The sequence below is a fragment of the Collinsella sp. i05-0019-G5 genome, assembly GCF_042851345.1.
Classification (GTDB): domain Bacteria; phylum Actinomycetota; class Coriobacteriia; order Coriobacteriales; family Coriobacteriaceae; genus Collinsella.
The window spans coordinates 280,677-300,149 of record NZ_AP031421.1; the positions used below are offsets into that span (position 1 = coordinate 280,677).

At 57.7% G+C, this 19,473-nt stretch carries 15 protein-coding genes; 11 read left to right on the top strand and 4 right to left on the bottom strand.

The genetic code is table 11. The features are described from left to right. Positions 1-38: 38 nt before the first annotated feature. The gene (locus ACGHIZ_RS01165) at positions 39-1,400 is read right to left on the bottom strand and encodes an ATP-binding protein (protein WP_390448532.1); all 1,362 of its coding nucleotides are present in this window, start codon (positions 1,398-1,400) and stop codon (positions 39-41) included. Positions 1,401-2,059: 659 nt separating this feature from the next. Between ACGHIZ_RS01165 and arcC (ACGHIZ_RS01170) the strand changes: the two genes are divergently transcribed. Further along, positions 2,060-3,022 (top strand): carbamate kinase, encoded by a 963-nt coding sequence (gene arcC / locus ACGHIZ_RS01170; protein ID WP_006235166.1) that lies wholly within the window; start codon positions 2,060-2,062, stop codon positions 3,020-3,022. A gap of 141 nt (positions 3,023-3,163) precedes the next feature. Here arcC (ACGHIZ_RS01170) and ACGHIZ_RS01175 read toward each other — a convergent pair whose 3' ends face one another. Beyond that, a complete protein-coding gene (locus ACGHIZ_RS01175) occupies positions 3,164-3,814 on the bottom strand; it encodes a LexA family transcriptional regulator (protein ID WP_055252611.1) in 651 nt (216 codons plus the stop codon). Between the two features lies 1 nt (position 3,815). Beyond that, on the bottom strand, positions 3,816-5,066 hold the full coding sequence (locus tag ACGHIZ_RS01180; protein ID WP_390448537.1) for an arginine deiminase family protein: 1,251 nt from the start codon (positions 5,064-5,066) through the stop codon (positions 3,816-3,818). Positions 5,067-5,343: 277 nt separating this feature from the next. Here ACGHIZ_RS01180 and ACGHIZ_RS01185 point away from each other — a divergent pair, with 277 nt between their 5' ends. The 4 genes from ACGHIZ_RS01185 to arcC (ACGHIZ_RS01200) all read left to right on the top strand — a co-directional run bounded on the left by ACGHIZ_RS01185 (position 5,344) and on the right by arcC (ACGHIZ_RS01200) (position 10,145). Continuing rightward, complete coding sequence (locus tag ACGHIZ_RS01185; RefSeq protein WP_199413514.1) at positions 5,344-6,780, top strand: YfcC family protein; 1,437 nt, start codon at positions 5,344-5,346, stop codon at positions 6,778-6,780. A 41-nt stretch (positions 6,781-6,821) separates the two neighbouring features. Then, positions 6,822-8,066 carry an arginine deiminase family protein gene (locus ACGHIZ_RS01190; protein ID WP_117779474.1) on the top strand — a complete coding sequence of 415 codons (1,245 nt, stop codon included), beginning with the start codon at positions 6,822-6,824 and terminating at the stop codon, positions 8,064-8,066. A gap of 85 nt (positions 8,067-8,151) precedes the next feature. Beyond that, positions 8,152-9,159 (top strand): ornithine carbamoyltransferase, encoded by a 1,008-nt coding sequence (gene argF / locus ACGHIZ_RS01195; RefSeq protein ID WP_117584179.1) that lies wholly within the window; start codon positions 8,152-8,154, stop codon positions 9,157-9,159. 23 nt (positions 9,160-9,182) lie between these two features. Then, positions 9,183-10,145, top strand: coding sequence for a carbamate kinase (gene arcC / locus ACGHIZ_RS01200; RefSeq protein WP_117794039.1), 963 nt, complete (start codon positions 9,183-9,185; stop codon positions 10,143-10,145). Between the two features lie 373 nt (positions 10,146-10,518). Here the strand turns inward: arcC (ACGHIZ_RS01200) and ACGHIZ_RS01205 are convergent, their stop codons facing one another. After that, positions 10,519-11,349, bottom strand: coding sequence for a C39 family peptidase (locus ACGHIZ_RS01205; RefSeq protein WP_390448542.1), 831 nt, complete (start codon positions 11,347-11,349; stop codon positions 10,519-10,521). Between the two features lie 565 nt (positions 11,350-11,914). Here ACGHIZ_RS01205 and ACGHIZ_RS01210 point away from each other — a divergent pair. The 6 genes from ACGHIZ_RS01210 to ACGHIZ_RS01235 all read left to right on the top strand — a co-directional run bounded on the left by ACGHIZ_RS01210 (position 11,915) and on the right by ACGHIZ_RS01235 (position 19,440). Further along, the gene (locus ACGHIZ_RS01210; RefSeq protein WP_118385411.1) at positions 11,915-13,366 is read left to right on the top strand and encodes an APC family permease; all 1,452 of its coding nucleotides are present in this window, start codon (positions 11,915-11,917) and stop codon (positions 13,364-13,366) included. 131 nt (positions 13,367-13,497) lie between these two features. Then, complete coding sequence (locus ACGHIZ_RS01215; protein ID WP_117648122.1) at positions 13,498-14,775, top strand: amidohydrolase family protein; 1,278 nt, start codon at positions 13,498-13,500, stop codon at positions 14,773-14,775. A 117-nt stretch (positions 14,776-14,892) separates the two neighbouring features. Next, positions 14,893-16,278 carry a sensor histidine kinase gene (locus tag ACGHIZ_RS01220; protein ID WP_390448546.1) on the top strand — a complete coding sequence of 462 codons (1,386 nt, stop codon included), beginning with the start codon at positions 14,893-14,895 and terminating at the stop codon, positions 16,276-16,278. Positions 16,279-16,316: 38 nt separating this feature from the next. Beyond that, entirely contained in the window at positions 16,317-17,051 is a 735-nt protein-coding gene (locus ACGHIZ_RS01225; RefSeq protein ID WP_390448549.1) for a LytR/AlgR family response regulator transcription factor, read from the top strand. Positions 17,052-17,143: 92 nt separating this feature from the next. Beyond that, entirely contained in the window at positions 17,144-18,088 is a 945-nt protein-coding gene (locus ACGHIZ_RS01230; protein ID WP_390448552.1) for a zinc dependent phospholipase C family protein, read from the top strand. 101 nt (positions 18,089-18,189) lie between these two features. Continuing rightward, positions 18,190-19,440 (top strand): MFS transporter, encoded by a 1,251-nt coding sequence (locus ACGHIZ_RS01235; RefSeq protein ID WP_390448555.1) that lies wholly within the window; start codon positions 18,190-18,192, stop codon positions 19,438-19,440. Positions 19,441-19,473 lie beyond the last annotated feature (33 nt).

Sequence of the window (19,473 nt, forward strand, 5' to 3'; positions counted from 1 at the left end):
TTGATGTGTGGACGGGGCTGGATTGCGGATTCAAATGGCTAGAGAGATATGGGTGCGAACGAGAAATCGTTATTGGGGTCATCCTTTTCCATAAACTCATCGAGACAAAACGTCATGTAGATTGGAACGTACAGAACCTTGCCCTCTTTGCTGAGATTCTCGTGGCTTAGTACAACGGCTTCGGGAATTTTGTACTCGCCCACACTCATCAGACGATCGAGGGCCGCGTGCGCTCGAACTTTCTTGCCCGATTTGACCTCGATTGGGACAACATGACCGTGGACGCCTTCGATCACAAAGTCAACTTCACCGACCTCACGCGTTTGGTAGTACCATGCATCCGCCCCGAGGGCAACGAGTTCCTGCGCGACCACGTTCTCATAGAGACCACCAAGGTTGGGAGTTTTCATATCAAGATAGACAGCGCGTGCGGTGCTGCCGGGGTATCGCGATGCGAGCATGCCTGTATCAGACTCGTATAGTTTGAAGGCTGTCGTTTTCTCCGTCCTCTTGAGAGGACTCCGTGGCTCCGTCACCCTGGCGACCATCAATCCAACACCTGCGTTAACAAGCCACAGGAAATCCTGCTCATATTTTTTAAGGCGAGCTCCCTCACCCAGAGACGAAACAACAAAGCGATGAGACTCCGCCTCAAGCTGAACGGGAATTTGCTCAAAAATCGACCGAACGTTAAACGCTCGAGTCGATGCATATTTTGAGATATCGCTTTTGTACTGATCGACCAGCTGAGTTTGAAGCTCACGTGTGCTCACGAGCGAATAACCCGAATCAATATAATTCTGAACGACCTCCGGCATGCCGCCGCAAACGATATAGGCTCTATAGTTCTTGAGCATCGCCTCATGAATATAGTTTTCGACAGGATGTTTCTCGACAAGGCAGCTGCGAATGCCTGCAAGCACATTCTCGCTTACGCTGTTTGCCCAACAAAACTCTTCAAAATCCATCGGGCGCATAACAATGTGCTCTACATACCCCACCGGAAAAGAAGAGATCCCCTTAAACTCAGTCCCAAGCATAGACCCCGAGAAGACATAGCTAAAGCGCCCGTCCTCGACCAACGCCTTCATGAGTGTGACGATCTGCGGATACTCCTGTATTTCATCGACAAAGATAAGCGTATCTCCCTCAACAAGCGGTGCATCCGCAAGAAGGGCCACGCGGTTGATAAAGTCAACGGCGTTCTTAGCGCCAATGAGCACATCTCTTGCCTCGGCATCGAGCAGCAAATTGGCCTCAAAATACGACGTGTAGTTGTCTTTACCAAACGCGCGAATCGCATAGCTCTTGCCAATCTGACGCGCACCAGTAACAAGCAACGCTTTATTGGAGTTGTTCTTCCAGCTCAAAAGCCTGTCAGTGACCTTACGGCGTAGCATAAAACCCCTCAATGACAAAAATTGGCAAATAGATTTGCCCATAATCATACAAAAATTGGCAGATAGGAATGACCCAAATCATACAAAAATTGTCAGATAGCAAAGATTCGCTTAGGTCTCAAAGCCATCGAGTCGGCGCGGTGCCATGCGAAAACGCTGGGGACGCCGTTAGCGTTCTCGGCTGCTTGGGTGGGCAGGAGCGAAAGGGCATCAGCGGCGTTCATGCAGTATCCGACGGTAAAGTTCCATACTGCGAACTCACAATCGCTTGCCGCAAAGTGAAGCGCGTTCGGCTATCCCTTTTGTTGGATGAAAAGCCCCGTGTTATTGCAGGGGTGCATACTTGTCTTGCAAGTGCATAGAATCTCGTATAGTGCGAGTAAATAATTGCAGTGTCCGTTATGTGTTTAGCAAAGATATAGTTTGCATAATCTGGCCCAATCACTGCTCTAATTAAATAAAGTCGCACGTAGATGACGTAAACATGTGTGAGCTGGGCTTCTTTACGCTGAGCGGGTAAAAACGACCGTTCACCGTTAAACTATTTTCAAAATGAATAAAATGAGCGATAAAGAGAATATAAACCTTAATAAACTCGCGTATTGCACGGACGCGGGTTATTAATGGGTTGTAGGCCTTTTACAGAAAGGATTCCAGCAATGTCTAAGCCTCTTGGCAAGCCCGATCGTATTGTCGTCGCCCTCGGCGGCAACGCCCTCGGCAACAACCCCGTCGAGCAGATCGAGGCCGTGAGCAACACCGCCCACGCTCTCCTCGGCCTCATCGAGCAGGGCAACGAGATCATCATCACCCACGGCAACGGCCCGCAGGTCGGCATGATCCAGAACGCCTTCGCCGCTGCCCACGACGCCATCGGCACCCCCGAGATGCCGCTGCCCGAGTGCGGCGCCATGTCCCAGGGCTACATCGGCTACCACCTGCAGCAGGGCATCGGCCGCGAGATGCACAAGCGCTATAAGCGTTGGCACGCCGCCACCGTCGTCACCCAGATCGAGTGCGACCCGGACGATCCCGCGTTCAAGAACCCGACCAAGCCGATCGGCCCCTTCTACACCGAGGAGCAGGCCAAGGAGTTCATGGCCGAGGACCCCTCCAAGGTCTTCGTCGAGGACTCCGGCCGCGGCTGGCGTCGCGTCGTCGCCTCCCCCGATCCCAAGAAGATCGTCGAGGCTGACTCCATCCTCAACCTGCTCGACAACGAGTTCATCGTCATCGCCTGCGGTGGCGGCGGCATCCCCGTCGTCCGCGACTACGAGAACAAGGGCTGCTACAAGGGCGTTCCCGCCGTTATCGACAAGGATCTGGGCGGCGAGCTGCTGGCCGAGGACTGCGACGCCGACGTCCTGTTCCTGCTGACCGCCGTTGAGCATGTCGCCATCAACTTTGGCAAGCCCAACCAGGAGGAGCTCGAGGACCTCACCGCCGACGAGGCCGAGCGCCTGGCCGACGAGGGCCAGTTCGGCAAGGGTTCCATGGAGCCCAAGGTCCGCGCCGCCATCAAGTTCGCCCGCTCCCGCAAGGGCCGCACCTGCATCATCGGCGCCCTGGACAAGGCCGCCGAGACCATGGCCGGCCTCTCCGGTACCCGCATCCACGAGTAGTCCCTACTCCGTTGCATCTCTCGTGGGCGCCAGGCAAAGCGCCCACAGACTAGCCTCTCTTCATGAGCCCCGCAGTCCGCTCCGACTGCGGGGCTTTTGCTGTTTGAGATGTGTGCAGGGGGTAAACAAGAGCAAATTTGGTTAGATGCTCAGATCATGGGATGCCTGAAACCAGACGATGATTCCCAGAATCCTAATTCGGCGTTTGTCCAGCACGATATCCGGTTCCGCTGTGCGATATGAGTAGGATGAGAGCATCACGGTGTTCGTACCGGTGCTATAACGACGTATGACGATTCTTGAATTATCGGCCAAAGCGAGGACGGAGCATCCGTTCCAGGGTTTCAGGTTTGGATCCACGAGGAGAAGGGATCCAATCGGATAGCATTTGGACATGGCGGACGTGTCCATTTGAACAAAGAAGCACCCGCGATGTTTCTTGAATACGGATGAGGGAAGCGCGGTTATTCCGGTTTGTTTAAGTCCCGTTCTGCCTCCATTCTTCAAGATTTTAAATACATCGCAAAGGGAATCAGTAGTAACTTCTTTGGATTCCCCCTTCCGCCCCTCGTGGTCGAGCTTTGCGGCAAGCCCTGCGGTTTCAGATGTGAGGTCGTCGAGCTGCAGGTTAAATTTCGATACTATCTTGAGCAACGTTGAGCGGCGGATTGTATAGCGGTCCTTTTCCCAGCGGCATACCGTTTCTTTGGAGACGCCGATGAGTGCCGCGAATTCCTCCTGTGTCAGCTGGTCGCGCTTGCGAAGCGCCTTTATGTTTTGACCCGTTCCCATGTTATGAAGTGCGGACGAGGGGGAGGCAGAGGCAGTTGGGGCCGCCAAAGCCGTTTGTCAGCTCAAAGATAGAGATGGGAATAAGGTCAATACCGGCCTGCTCCAGCGCTTTGTTGGTTTCGGCGTTTTCTTCGTATACGCAGACCTTGCCTGGCTCCAAACAAAGGGTGCTTGTGGCATTGTTGGTCCTTTCGACCTCTGCTGCTCCGGGATTTGAGCCACCGCAAAGGATAAACTGCAACGAACTTGAACCTAGGGCTAATCGCAACGCTTCTTTCAGTCCGCCTGCGACATGACACGCACGGGTTGTCCCTTCCGATCTGCCCCGCGTAATGCGGTAGACTCGCGCTTGGTCGAGAAGCTCCCGAGCAACGAGGAATGTCTCGTAGTCAACGCGAGTGAAATATGTGTCGAGATGAATGCAGAGGTCATCGTAGGGGACCTGAATGGCCCATACGGACTCAATAGTCGAGTTCTCATCCCACAGCAAGTTATTTGCTAAAGTGTCTATCGCCGCCGGCTCGGTTCGTTGCGAGATTCCAGCGGCTATGTTTTCGCTGTTGAGGTTGTGCAGGTCGCCGCCTTCAATGTGGTAAGTCGATTCATGCTTGAAGAACTGAGGGGTCTCGCGGAAATCTGGGTGATAGGTAAAAATCGTTTTGTAGGCGATAACCTCACGGTTGCGCTCTGGCCAGTACATGTGGTTGAGCGTAACGCCTTCGCCGATGACGCTCGCCGGATCGCGTGTGAACCACATGGTGTTAAGGGGGCTTACGAGAAGATCGTCAGGTGAGTATGCGTCTGCCGTCAGTTTCGTGAGGCTGAACACCTCTTTATCTGTGTTGAAGACCTGGGAGTAGCGGATGCCGTTGACTGCTGCTTGAGCAAGGGCGCGGGAGCCTTCGATGCGCTCGAGATACTCGCGAATGGCAGACTCGAGCTCAATGCCCCGCGCGCCGCATTCTGAAATGTAGCTATCGATAAAAGAGCGACGCGCTTGCTCTGTCGCATCAAGGGCTTCGGTAAGAAGGTTTTCAAGATAGAGAATCTCTACCCCTTCGTGCTCGAGCATCGCCGAGTAAGCATGATGCTCCCTAAGGGCTTTATCAAGATCGAATGAGCTGCTAGACGGACGCAACGTAAAGACCCGATTGAACTGCCCGTCGGGGTAGTTGCGCGTTTCGGGGCCGGGACAGTGCAGAAGCACCTTTTTTAGCTTTCCTATTTCATTTTGAACATGCAATGCGGACATGTGACCTCGCTTTGGCGGTGAGTATTTATTGCTTCCATAGTGGCACATTACGAGTTTGATTAAATTTACATCATATCTGTCACAGGTGAATGGCACGAACCGGCTTAGTAATTGATGTTAAACATCAATTTAGATAGCAAATTGACAAATTACATCAATCTGAAATCCGTTTACGGGTTGATGCGCTTCGTTGGCGGGCGAAGAGACGGAAGGGTGTTTTGCGCGATGACACAATGGCTTTGCCGGCAACGAAAAACCCCTGAATTAAGGAGGAGAGATGGCAGAGACAGAAAAGAAGCGCACTCCTCGAGTCCCGCACGTGTACACCATCATTCTCGTCTTGATGGCCGTATTTGCCGTTCTGACCTGGGTCGTGCCTTCGGGTTCGTTTGAGCGCCAGGAGGTTAACGGTCGCGAGGTAACGGTCTCGGGCACCTATGAGCCTGTCGATAAGGTCTATACGGACGAGGACGGCAACGAGGTCGATCTTCGCCAAGGCATCTTCGAAGTACTTGAGGCCCCTGCGATCGGCATCCAGCAAGCGGTCGAGGTCGTTGCATTCATTATGATCGTGGGAGGTTCCTTCCAGGTCATCACGGCGACCGGAGCCATCACGAGCGGCGTCGCCCGAGTGGTGAAGAAGTTCAAGAGCAAGGACGTCCTCATCATTCCGATCCTAATGGTGCTTTTTGCCTTGGGCGGCAGCACCTTTGGTATGGCAGAGGAGACGCTTCCGTTCTTTGCGATTCTTATGCCGATCATGATGGCCATGGGCTTCGACTCAATTACAGCGTTCATGACGGTGTTTGTGGGTGCCCGTATCGGATACATCGCATCTACCGTCAATCCGTTCAACGTCCTGATTTCCCAGGGCATCCTCGGTATCCAGGGCAACCCCCAGCTTTGGTTGCGTACTATTGCCCTTGCCGTGCTCACGGCGGTTGCCGTCGCATGGGTTGTAATGTATGCCCTCAAGGTTAAGAAAAACCCCGAAGCGTCCCCCGCTTTCCACGATGATATCGAGAAACGCAAAGAGTTTGGCGCGGATGAGAACCTCCTCGATAGCGAGTTCACCGCTAAGCAAAAAGCCGTCATGGTTATTTTCGTGCTTGGACTTGGCGCTATCATTTGGGGCCTGGTAGCCCAGGGCTGGTACATGAACGAAATCTCTGCGATTTTCTTGGCCATGGCCCTTCTTTCTGGTGTTGTTTCCGGGATGAATGAGAAGGAGATCGCTGGCGAGTTCGTTAAGGGAATTGCAGATTTCGCGTTCTCTGCCATCGTTGTTGGACTTGCCCGCGGAATCCTCGTAATCGCCAATGACGGCCTCATCATCGATACGATTCTCAATACGCTCGCCACGGCTCTCACTGGAGTTCCAGCCGTTATCTTTACGAGCATCCTCTATGTCGTGGATAACCTTCTGTCGATCCTCGTTCCGAGCTCTTCGGGTATCGCTGCTCTTACGATTCCAATTTTTGGCCCGCTTGTTGAGCTGATGGGCTTAAACCCCGAGGCTGCAGTTACGGGTCTTTCCATGGGCAGCGCGGCCATGTCTCTCATTTCGCCAACAAGCGCGATGCTCGTTGCCGGTCTTGGCGTCTGCAAGATTCCGCTTGGCCAGTGGTGGAAGGTTGCTTGGAAATTCTTCCTGGTCGTGAGCGTTATCTGCATGGCATTCACTGCGGTTTCGGGCCTTATCCCCTTGCCGTAAAAGCAAAACCTTACATACAGTTGTAAGAAAGAAGGATAGAGATGAACAAAGGACTGAACGTTCATAGCGAGATTGGCGCCCTTAAGAAGGTGTGCGTCCATCGCCCCGGTATGGATCTTGTAAACATGAAGGCGGAGGATTTCGACCGCGTTTGGATTCACGACGCGTTCTATCTGGACTATGCCCAGAAAGAGCACGATCAGTTTACCGACCTTCTTCGCGGCGCTGGCGCCGAGGTCGTCTATATGGAAGACCTGGTTGCCGAGACGTTTGATAAGGTCGAGGGCGCGCGTGCGGAGTTCATGGGAAAGTTCATGAACGAGTCGGGTATCAAGAACGCCGCTCTTCGCCAGGCGGTTGTCGAGAAGCTCGATTCCATCAAGGACAACAAGGAATTTGTCCTCACAGCTATGGGCGGACTGTATGTGCGCGACCTCGAGATCCCGCATGTCGGCGGCTCTCTTGCCAGCCTGGACGGCGACGAGCTGAAGGGCGACGATATGGTGCTGTTCCCCATGCCGGCCTCGTATTTCTCCCGTGACCCTCTGGCTGTCGTGGGCAAGGGCGCTACCATGAACCGCATGTACTGGAATCAGCGCAATCGCGAGGTAATCTTCTACGAAACGGTGCTGCGTAACCATCCTGATTACGCTGGTAGCCCCATTTGGTATGACCACAACAGCGAGTGGCATATCGAGGGCGGCGATATCCTCAACATCAACGCCAAGACGCTCGCCATCGGTATTTCCGAGCGCACCCAGACTGCAGCCATCGATGAGCTCGCCAAGAATATGTTCTGGGGTTCCGATGAGGCCGAGATCGAGAACATCTATGCCATCAAGATTCCGCACGGCTATGCCTACATGCACCTCGACACCGTCTGCACGCAGGTCGATCGCGATAAGTTCACGGTCTATCCCGGCATCTACCAGACGCTTCGTGCCTACCGCCTGACCAAGGGCGATTCGGAGGGGGAGGTGCATATCGAGGAACTCGAGGGCACCCTGCAGCATATCCTCGAGCTTGCGACGGGTATGGACCATATCACCATGATTGAGTGCGGTGGTGGCGATCCGATCGAGGCTTCCCGTGAGCAGTGGAACGATGGTTCCAACACTCTTGCGGTCGCACCGGGCAAGGTCTGCGTGTATGAGCGCAACGTTGTAACCAACGATGCTCTTTACAAGGCTGGCGTCGAGCTGCTCGTCGCCCCCTCCGAGGAGCTTTCTCGCGGTCGCGGCGGCCCGCGTTGCATGACCATGCCGTTCTGGCGTGAGGAAATCTAGTCAGCGTTAGCGTATCTGGGCGGCGCGTGTGGTCTGCGCCGCCCATCCCTCCTTGTGTGTTCCAACAACCGAAAGGACTCAAATCATGGCTCTTAATCTTTCTGGTCGAAGCGTTCTTACCCTGCTTGACTTTACGTCCGAGGAAATCGAGTACATGCTCGACCTCTCAAAGAACTTCAAGGATATGAAGCGCGCCGGTTATCCGCACCGCTTTCTCGAGGGCAAGAACATTGTCCTGCTGTTTGAGAAGACCTCAACGCGCACGCGCTGTGCCTTCGAGGTCGGCGGTATGGACCTGGGTATGGGCGTGACCTACCTCGACCCCGGCTCGTCGCAGATGGGCAAGAAAGAGTCCATCGAGGATACCGCCCGCGTGCTCGGTCGCATGTATGACGGTATTGAGTATCGCGGCTCCGACCAGTCAATCGTCGAGGAGCTTGCCGCCAAGGCTGGCGTTCCCGTCTGGAACGGTCTGACCAACGAGTACCATCCCACCCAGGCCCTTGCCGACATTCTTACCATGCGTGAGGAGTTTGGCGACACGCGCGGCATGAAGCTCACCTATATGGGCAAGGAGCAGGGCAACGTCAGCGACTCCCTGATGGTTATCTGCGCCAAGCTCGGCATTAACTTCTGCTCCTGCGGACCCAAGGGCGATGTCGAGGGCGCCACGCACTTCGATCCCGAGCTTCTTGAGCGCTGCCAGGAGATCGCCGCTCAGAATGGCTGCACGATCCAGCTCACTGAGGATATCGACGAGGGCGTCAAGGATGCAGACGTGATCTATACGGACGTTTGGGTCGGTATGGGCCAGGCTGAGGAGCTGTGGAAGAGCCGAATCGATCTTCTCTCTCCCTATCGAGTAACGCCCGAGGTCATGGCCAAGGCAAACCCCGGCGCCATCTTTATGCACTGCCTGCCGAGCTTCCACGATACGCAGACCACCATCGGCGCCGAGATTGCCGAGAAGTTCGGCGTGACCGAGATGGAGGTTTCCGACGAGGTCTTTGAGAGCGCGCAGTCTCGCGTGTTCCAGGAGGCCGAGAACCGCATGCATACCATTAAGGCCATGATGTACGCGACGCTTCGCTAGTAGCTGGGAAGTGAACGAACACTATGAGTAAACCGTACGGAAAGCCCGATCGTATTGTCGTCGCCCTCGGCGGCAACGCCCTCGGCAACAACCCCGTCGAGCAGATCGAGGCCGTGAGCAACACCGCCCACGCTCTCCTCGGCCTCATCGAGCAGGGCAACGAGATCATCATCACCCACGGCAACGGCCCGCAGGTCGGCATGATCCAGAACGCCTTCGCCGCTGCCCACGACGCCATCGGCACCCCCGAGATGCCGCTGCCCGAGTGCGGCGCCATGTCCCAGGGCTACATCGGCTACCACCTGCAGCAGGGCATCGGCCGCGAGATGCACAAGCGCTATAAGCGTTGGCACGCCGCCACCGTCGTCACCCAGATCGAGTGCGACCCGGACGATCCCGCGTTCAAGAACCCGACCAAGCCGATCGGCCCCTTCTACACCGAGGAGCAGGCCAAGGAGTTCATGGCCGAGGACCCCTCCAAGGTCTTCGTCGAGGACTCCGGCCGCGGCTGGCGTCGCGTCGTCGCCTCCCCCGATCCCAAGAAGATCGTCGAGGCTGACTCCATCCTCAACCTGCTCGACAACGAGTTCATCGTCATCGCCTGCGGTGGCGGCGGCATCCCCGTCGTCCGCGACTACGAGAACAAGGGCTGCTACAAGGGCGTTCCCGCCGTTATCGACAAGGATCTGGGCGGCGAGCTGCTGGCCGAGGACTGCGACGCCGACGTCCTGTTCCTGCTGACCGCCGTTGAGCATGTCGCCATCAACTTTGGCAAGCCCAACCAGGAGGAGCTCGAGGACCTCACCGCCGACGAGGCCGAGCGCCTGGCCGACGAGGGCCAGTTCGGCAAGGGTTCCATGGAGCCCAAGGTCCGCGCCGCCATCAAGTTCGCCCGCTCCCGCAAGGGCCGCACCTGCATCATCGGCGCCCTGGACAAGGCCGCCGAGACCATGGCCGGCCTCTCCGGTACCCGCATCCACGAGTAGTCCCTACTCCGTTGCATCTCTCGTGGGCGCCAGGCAAAGCGCCCACAGACTAGCCTCTCTTCATGAGCCCCGCAGTCCGCTCCGACTGCGGGGCTTTTGCTATCGGTAGTCATTGGGGACAGACTTAAATGAGTAGCACCAATCAACTGCGGAAAGTGCATCTCACAATGAGCGTCCAAAATGGGGCACAGTTTCCCCGGGGCCTTCAACCGGAAAATACATCCCGGAATTTGCCCGAAAAATGGCCCCCAGTTTCCCAAACAGGCCGCTAACGGAAAGCGCATCCCGCTATCGAACTTCAAAGCGGGGTGCGCTTTCCGTGCCAGCAGTTCCGGGCATCCAGAGACCACTCATTTAAGTCTGTCCCCAGTGACTAGTAGTAGGCCCACATGGCTTCGACTTCGTTGAGGACCTCTACGACGCCCCAGCGGCGGGCGCTGCGGCTGGCCGAGTTGGGATCGAAGACTTCAATCTGGTCGGCGTCGTCAATACCGTAAAGTACAATGTAGTGGCCCACGTTGGTAAAGGTGCCCGGCCGAACGGCGGCGATGACGGGCGCTCCCGAACGCAGCGCCTGAGTCATCGAGTCGCGATCGTTATGAAGCTCCGTTCCGTTAAGTCCCAACTGCCACGCACCGCTCGTCATAAACGACCATTCGGTTGCACCGGTGGGGGCGTAATTGCCTGCCTCGGAAAGCGCGCACATATTGACGGGGGTCATATCGGTGCGTCCCGTCTTAAAGATATAGACCATGGTGAGGCACGTAGGCCCGCAGGCATTTTGGCGGATGGTACCGCCGGCGTAAGGCAGCTCCGACCATGCAGGGTCGATCTGATAGATATGGGGCATCGTGCCGGCTTGCCATTGCGAGCGCGGGGTCGAAAAGGCGAAAGAATAACCGGGCGCGACGGGGGCCCTGAGCAGCTTGTCCTCGGCGGTGGGCTCGAGACCGGCCGAGCCGTGGGACATACAGGAGCTCATAAGCACAAAGACCAGACAGATGAGGATAGAGCACAGTGCGAGGCAAAGCCGACGAGCCGGCAGGGCGGGGGCATTCACGTACGATGTCGAGCGGTAGGGCTTGCCGTCGCGTCCGCCTTGGGGATGCGAAAAGAAGCGGTTGATATGGCTGCCGGGCTGACGTGCGCCGTTGCGGCGCAGTTGCGGAACCTCGGCTTGGCGCTGTCGAGTGCGCGCGCCCAAGCGGCTATCTTGCTGTGCGCTTGTGCCCGTGCTCGGACGGCCACTCTGCCGTGTTCTGTTTGTCTGCTGCCGAGACGAAGGCCTGGGTTGCTCTTGAGGGCGTTGCGGATTGCTGCTCGTGGCACTTCTGGGCGTCGGCGTGGTGCGGCCAGCAAGGCGAACGCTTTGTCGCCGTTGATCACCGTCGTTGTATCCGTATGCCATTCGTACCGCCTTGTCTCATGTATAACCTGTCTATCCTACAAAAAAGATGTGCAACAAATGGGTCCGCGCGTCAAAAGCTCGGTAAACGGTACGAAAGGCGCAAAACACACGGCCTCAAAAACATCTCTATATGCGTCCGATGAGCGTACGCCCGTCGGACGGGCGACAACAATGAGCGGCAAACCGTGCCGTTCATCCCAAAAACGGCGCCGCTCGTTTTGCAGTTCTGCCTTCGGTCGAGCCGCAAGCGGCGCTGCTGTGCCAAGGCCGTATTGTAAAGCCACGAAATAAAAGCGTGCGGCAAAACAGGCCGCGCAAGGGGTGACGTCAAAGAGGCGTCAATAAGGAAAGGAGGGGAATAATGGCGGACAAGAACGCAGAAGTTGCAGTCGAGGGTAACGGTGGCATGAAGAAAACGCTTTCGCTCTGGAACTTCTTCACCATCGGTTTCGGTGCCATCATCGGTACCGGTTGGGTTCTGCAGGTCGGCGACTGGATGGTCGTGGGCGGCGGTCCCGTTCCCGCTATGATCGCATTCCTCTTGGGTGCAATCTTTCTCGTGCCCGTCGGAGCTGTTTTCGGTGAGCTCACGGCTGCTATCCCCATCTCGGGCGGCATCGTCGAGTATGTCGATCGTAGCTTTGGCCGTACGCTGAGCTATATCACCGGTTGGCTCCTGGCCCTGGGCAACGGCATCCTGTGCCCGTGGGAGGCAATCGCTATCTCGACCCTCGTGTCCGAGATGTTCGGCAGCCTACCCGGTCTTGAGTGGCTGCGTGCCGTCAAGCTCTATACCATCCTGGGCGCCGACGTTTACCTGTTCCCGACGTTGATCGCGCTCGGCTTTGCAACCTACGTCATCTTCCTCAACTTCCGCGGTGCCAGCTCGGCCGCCAAGCTGCAGGCCTTCCTGACCAAGGCCCTGCTCTGCGGCATGCTGCTCGCCATGGGCGTCTCGCTGTTCACCGGCTCGCCGGACAACGCCATGCCCGTGTTCTCCCAGGTCACCGGTGCTGGCGGCGGCAAGCCTGCTACCGAGGGCACCAGCCTGTTCGCAGGCATCGTTTCGGTCCTGGTTCTGACCCCGTTCTTCTACGCCGGCTTCGACACCATTCCTCAGCAGGCTGAGGAAGCAGCCGAGGGCCTCAACTGGAACAAGTTCGGCAAGATCATCTCCCTGGCCCTGCTGGCCGCAGGCGGCTTCTACATGGTCTGCATCTACTCGTTCGGCACCATCCTCGACTGGCATGAGTTCGTTAAGAGCCCGGTTCCCGCGCTTGCCTGCCTCAAGGGCATCAACATGCTCCTGTACCTGGCCATGCTCGTCATCGCCACGCTTGGACCCATGGGCCCGATGAACTCCTTCTACGGCGCCACGAGCCGCATCATGCTCGCCATGGGCCGAAAGGGCCAGCTGCCCGAGAAGTTCGCCGAGGTCGATCCCAAGTCCGGCGCTCCCAAGCTCGCCTGCGTCGTTCTGGGCGTCATCACTGTCGTCGGTCCGTTCCTGGGCAAGAACATGCTCATCCCTCTGACCAACGTGTCGGCTCTCGCCTTCATCTTCTCCTGCGGCATGGTCGCCCTCGCTTGCCTGCGCATGCGCTTCACCGAGCCCGACCTGCCTCGTCCCTACGAGGTGCCCGGCGGCAAGTTTGGCATCAGCCTCGCTATCGTTGCCTGCGGCACCATCATTGGCCTGCTCGTGATCCCGTTCTCTCCCGCCTCCCTCAACATGGTGGAGTGGAGCATCGTGATCGGCTGGTTGGCTATTGGCCTGGCCCTCATGGCTTTCACCAATTCCCGCAAAAAGTAACGCCTAGCCGGGGCGGATCGGGTGCGCGGAATCCTCTCTCCCGCGCACCGAACCCGGCACCACTTGGGTAGCTTTGTGAGGCCTTAACCCAACACGGCCTCGCCCACTATATGGATCCATAAGGAGGAACCATGTCCACTAAGTACGCAATCGTTGGCGGCAAGCTCATCGACGGTACCGGTGCCGAGCCGGTCGAGAACTCCCTCGTTCTCGTCGACGACAACGGCAAGATCGAGTATGCCGGTGCTATGCAGGACCTTCCCGAGGGCGTTGAGGTTATCGACGCCGCCGGCAAGACCGTCCTTCCCGGCCTGATCGACACCCACCTGCACTTCTCGGGCAACCTGACCGACGATGACACCGATTGGGTTATGCAGCCGCTCCTCGAGAAGCAGGCCGTCGCCGTCAAGCAGGCCTACGACTGCCTCACCCACGGCCTCACCACCGTCTGCGAGATTGGCCGCTTTGGTATCCAGATCCGTGACTGCATCGACAAGGGCGTCTTTAAGGGCCCGCGCGTTCTGGCCACCGGACTCGGCTTCTGCCGTGTTGCCGGTCACGGTGACTCCCACCACTGCAGCCAGGAGCTCAACAAGGAATCGCACCCCTGGGGCGATCAGGTCGACGGTCCTTGGGATCTGCGCAAGGCCGTCCGTCGTCGCCTGCGCGAGAACCCCGATGCCATCAAGATCTGGGCTACCGGTGGCGGCATCTGGCGCTGGGACTCCGGTCGCGACCAGCACTACTGCTCCGAGGAGATCCAGGCCGTGATCGAAGAGGCCAAGTTGGTCGGCATCCCCGTGTGGAGCCACTGCTACAACAACCACGCCGCTGCCTACGATTCCGTCCGCTTTGGCTGCGAGCAGCTGATTCACGGCTTCGATATCGATGAGCGCACCATGGACCTCATGGCCGAGCAGGGCACCTTCTTCACCCCGACGATCGCCTTCCTGCCCACCTGGTACGCCACCTATCCGCCCGTCTACGTCCCCGAGCTGCACGACAAGTACGAGGGCACCCTGGTCGAGAAGGAGCTGCAGCGCAACTACGACTGCCTGCGCGAGGCCAAGAAGCGCGGCGTCGTCATGACGATCGGCTCCGACTCCTTCTCCTTCGTCACCCCGTACGGCACCTGCTCCATCGAGGAGATGTACGAGTTTGTCGACAAGATCGGCTTCACCCCGGTCGAGACCATCACCTGCGCCACCCTCAACGGTGCCAAGATGTGCCACATCGAGGACGAGACCGGTTCCATCGAGGCCGGCAAGTGCGCCGACCTGCTGGTCGTCAACGGTGACGTCGCCGCCGACATCCACGTGCTCAACACCGACAACATGGACGTCATCATGAAGGACGGCTGGATCGTCGAGGCTGGCACCTTTGGCGAGGCCAACAAATACAGCGCCTAAGATACCGTTTGTCGATGGCTGGATGTAAAACACAGTTTTTGATTGCATAATGCAATGGAGAGGGTCGCTTGCGGCCCTCTTTATTGCTATGGGTGCTACGGACAAGAGGGGATGACGGTGGATTTAAACAGGCTGATTCTGGGCAAGAGCTACAACTCTACCAAGGTCTTTCGTACGGCCCAGCATGTGGTTCAGGCCATCCTGCTCGGTGTCGTCGTTCCGGCGCTTATCCTGCTACTTATCTGGGATTTAACCGATAATCCCAATCCCGTTCCGGGCGTTGTCGTTATTGCCGGCCTGGTCATGCTGTGCTTCTTTTTCTCGTATGTCTTTGTGGTCCCCGACGACCTCACATCGAGCGCAACCGACCGTACGCTCGCCATCGCATCAAAAATATTCGCCTACACATCGCGTGGCCTTACGCCCGAAGCTGCCCTGGGCGCCTCCAAAATCATTCTGTCCGAAACTATCGCCTCGGCCATCTGCTTTACCGACGGCAAGCAGGTGCTGGCAAGCTGGGGCGAGGACTCGGCAAAGTGCCCTGCCGGCACCCCGGTGGTGCTCGAGACCACGCTCAACGTGATCAACAGCGGTGAGCAAAGCGTGTTTTCGCGCGATGCCTCGTACGAGACGGGCGGTTATTTTCCCCGCCTGCGCGCCGGCATTGTCGCGCCGCTTACCGTGCGCGGGCATTGCGTGGGCACGCTCGAGTTGTATTACCCCCGCCTGAGCAGCATCGATATGCGTCAGACGGCGTTGGCCTCGGGTTTTGCCGATCTCATTTCCACGCAGCTCGCCAGCTTTGAGCTCGAGCGCCAGGACGAGCTTACGGCCCGCGTGGAGCTGCGCGCCCTGCAGTCGCAGGTCGACCCGCATTTTCTGTTCAATACCATCAGCACTATCGTATCGCTCGTGCGAGCCGAGCCCGACAAGGCGCGATCGCTGCTGATCGACTTTTCCAATTACTATCGTCAGACGCTTTCTGACTCCGATACGCTCACCACACTCGAGCACGAGGTGGAACAGGGCACTCGTTATATCAATCTTATGCAGGCCCGGTATGGCGACGGCCGTCTGCGCGTTTCGGTCGACATCGACTTTGAGGTGCGCGACAGCATGGTGCCGCCGTTTATCTTGCAGCCGCTGCTCGAAAACTGCATCAAGCATGCCCAGCGCGAGACCGAGCCGCTTTCTATTCGTGTTGGGGCTTTTGAGACCGATGACGGCTTGGAGATCATCGTCGAAGATGACGGCATCGGTATGAGCGAAGAAGTCTGCGCGCATCTGTTTGAGCAGCATCGCCGAGAGGAGCCCGAGAGCATTACTGCCGACGGCTCCGTCAAGCGAGGTTGCGGCCTGGCGCTCTTTAACGTACTTCAGCGCATCCATTTCTTTTACGGAGAAGATTCTGGCATGCGCGTGAAGTCTCAGGAGGGCGTGGGAACGCAGGTCATCGTAGAGTTGAACGGCGAGCCGCATGAGCCGGCGCCGCTGACGGTGTAGCACGCGGTTGGATTGAGAGAAAAAGAGGGGAAGCGCATATGTCCGAAGGCTGGAACATCTTGGTGGTTGATGACGAGCCTCCTATTAGGGCCGAGCTACGCTATCTGTTGGAAAAGGATGCGCGTGTGGGCCAGATTGCCGAGGCGGGCAATGTCACCGAGGCCGTGGAGTCGATCCTGTCGAACAAGCCCGACGTGCTGTTTTTGGATATCACGATGCCCGGTCGCTCGGGAATTGAGCTTGCCGAGACGCTGCAGAACCTAAAAACGCCGCCGGTCGTGGTGTTTGTGACGGCATTTGCCGAGTATGCGGCTGATGCCTATAACCTCGATGCTGTCGATTACGTCGTCAAGCCGGTCGAGGACGCCCGCTTGTCAAAGGCGCTCGACAAGATCGAGACCGCCCTGGGTGTTCGCCGCACTGTCCATACCCCGCGCCAGCCCCTTCGCCTGACGGTGGACCGCGGGGGTAAAAAGGTGTTCATCCCCGTGGCGGATGTCTGCTACTTTGAGGCGCGCGCCGACTTTTGCAATGCGGTCTGTGCCGAGGGGACATACCTGATCAATGAGTCGATTTCCTCGCTCGAGCGTCGCTTGGCCTCCGAGGGCTTTATCCGCGTCCATCGCAGCTATCTGGTCAATTTGGAAGACGTGCATAATGTCGAGATCGGTTCCACGGGTCTTATGGAGCTCAGGCTCGATCGCGTAACCTCGACGGTGCCGGTGTCCCGTCGTCGCGCTGCCGAGGTTAAGGCGCACTTGGGGCTTGCGTAGGCGGTTCGCATGCCAACGTTTACCGGCGTAGGTTTGGCATGGCCGTGCGGTGGGCATAATGGGTGACATCGAATGAAATCGAAAGGAACAATATGCCCGCGCTCATTACGCATCATCTGTTTGGCGAGGAAAGCATCGACCGTCTTCCGCAGGGCGTCATCGCGTCCGACGAGGAGCGCATCGCTTTTATCCTGGGCAACCAAGGCCCCGACCCGTTTTTCTTTCACATTCTGACACCGCGTGTTTCCGACTGCACGCTGCTGGCGCAGGTCATGCACCGCTCGCGCATGTCGCGCCAGTTCTCATGCCTGCGCGATGGCGTGTCGCACCTGCAGCCGCGCGATGCCAATCTGGGTCGCGCGTTTGCGCTGGGCCTGCTGTCGCACTATGTGCTCGACCGCAATGCCCACCCCTTTGTCTACGAGCAGCAGTTTGGCATTGTTGAGTCCGACCCCGAGCTCGAGGCTTCGGGCGGTCAAGTTCACGCCGTGCTCGAAAGCGACTTGGACGTGCTGATGCTGCAGCTCAAGCGCGATGGGGCAACGGTCGAGGATTATCCGCCGGCGGGCGAGATCGTCACTACCGACCGCATCAATCGTGTTGCCGGCGTGCTGATGAGCTACGTCGCCGGGCGCGTGTACGGTATCGACATCCCGGCGGGGGAGTACGCCGGCGCCGTAGCCGACATGCAGCTGCTCTACCGCACTATCGAGCCGGCCGGTTCGGCCAAGACGCGCGCGATTGCCCTGCTCGAGGGCTTGGTGCACGATTATTCGCTGCTCGACGGCCTTGCGCACCGCGTGACGACCGAGCTGCCCGAGCGTACCGGCAACCTGGGCCACTTGGCATGGAAGAACCCCTTTACCGATGAAGTCTCGACCGAGAGCTTCCCCGAGGTCTTTGACCGCGCGCTGCTCGATTACGAGTGCACGGTTGCCCGCTTTATCGAGACCGGCGATATGGAAGCCGTGACCAACCATGTCAATTACAGCGGTCGCGTGCTCAATGCCGATGAGGAGTTCGACCGCGAGGAATAGGGCTCATGCGTGCCCCTTTGCCGAATCCTTACCGGTGCTTCTGGACAATTGGGGTACGATGAACTAACTGCATATCGGGCAAATACGAAGGGTCCCTGTCCATGAAATACACCAAGCTCGAGCGTAACTGGGTTATGTACGATGTGGGCAATTCGGCCCTCGTGCTGCTCAATACCTCGGTGGTGCCCATTTACTTTAACGCCATCAATACCGGCGCTTCCTCGGCCGACCTGGTGGTCGCTTGGGGCAATGCGCAGACGATCGCCTCGCTGGTCATCGCCATGCTCATGCCCATTCTGGGCGCACTTGCCGACTACGCCGGCAACAAGATCAAGTTCTTCTTGGGCTTCTTCCTCACGGGCCTGGTGCTTTGCCTGGCGCAGGCTATCCCAATGTCCGCCATGGCATTTTTGACCGTGTACGTGCTGTGCACCATCGGCCTTAACTCTTCTATGACGTTCTACGACGCCATGCTGCCTGACATTACCACCGACGAGCGCATGGACGCCGTGTCCAGCTCGGGTTATGCCTGGGGCTACATCGGTTCCACCGTGCCGTTCGTCATCTGCCTGGCGCTCATCATGGGTGGCCCCGCTCTTGGCATCCCCACCATGCTGGCAACGCGTCTGTCGTTTATCATCACTGGTGCCTGGTGGCTCATCTTTACCCTGCCGCTCATTCGCACCTATAAGCAAAAGTACGGTCGCGAGCGCGGTCCCGAGGACACCATCGGCCACATCGTGGGCGGTGTGTTCTCCGAGGTCGGACACACCATGCGCGAGATTGCCCACAATAAGACCGTGCTGGTCTACATGATCGCGTTCTTCTTCTATATCGACGGTGTGCACACGGTCATTTCCATGGCCACCAGTTACGGATCGGCCTTGGGCATCGATTCGACGCAGCTGGTGCTGGCGCTGCTCGTTACGCAGTTCGTGGCCTTTCCGTCCGCCATCATCTACGGCAAGCTCGCCGGACGCGTGGGCACGCTCAACATGATCCTGGTGGCGGTCGCCGCCTACATGGGGATTGTGCTGTTCGCCGCGTTCTTCCTAAAGACCGCCTTTGAATTCTGGGTGCTTGCCATTATGGTCGGCCTGTTCCAAGGCGGCGTGCAGGCGCTCAGCCGCAGCTATTTTGGCCGCATCATCCCCAAGGAAAAGTCCAACGAGTACTACGGCTTCTTCGATATCTTTGGCCGTTACGCAAGCGTTATGGGCACCTTCCTGGTGTCGGTTGTCACCTCGCTGACCGGCAACCCGTCCCTGGGCGTCCTTTCTATTGGCGTTCTGCTGGTTGTTGGCTTTGTGCTGCTGGTCCGTCTGTCCCGCATGGCTCAGACGGCGGCGTAAGGCAACCGGGCTCAGTACAGCAATTGTGCCTAT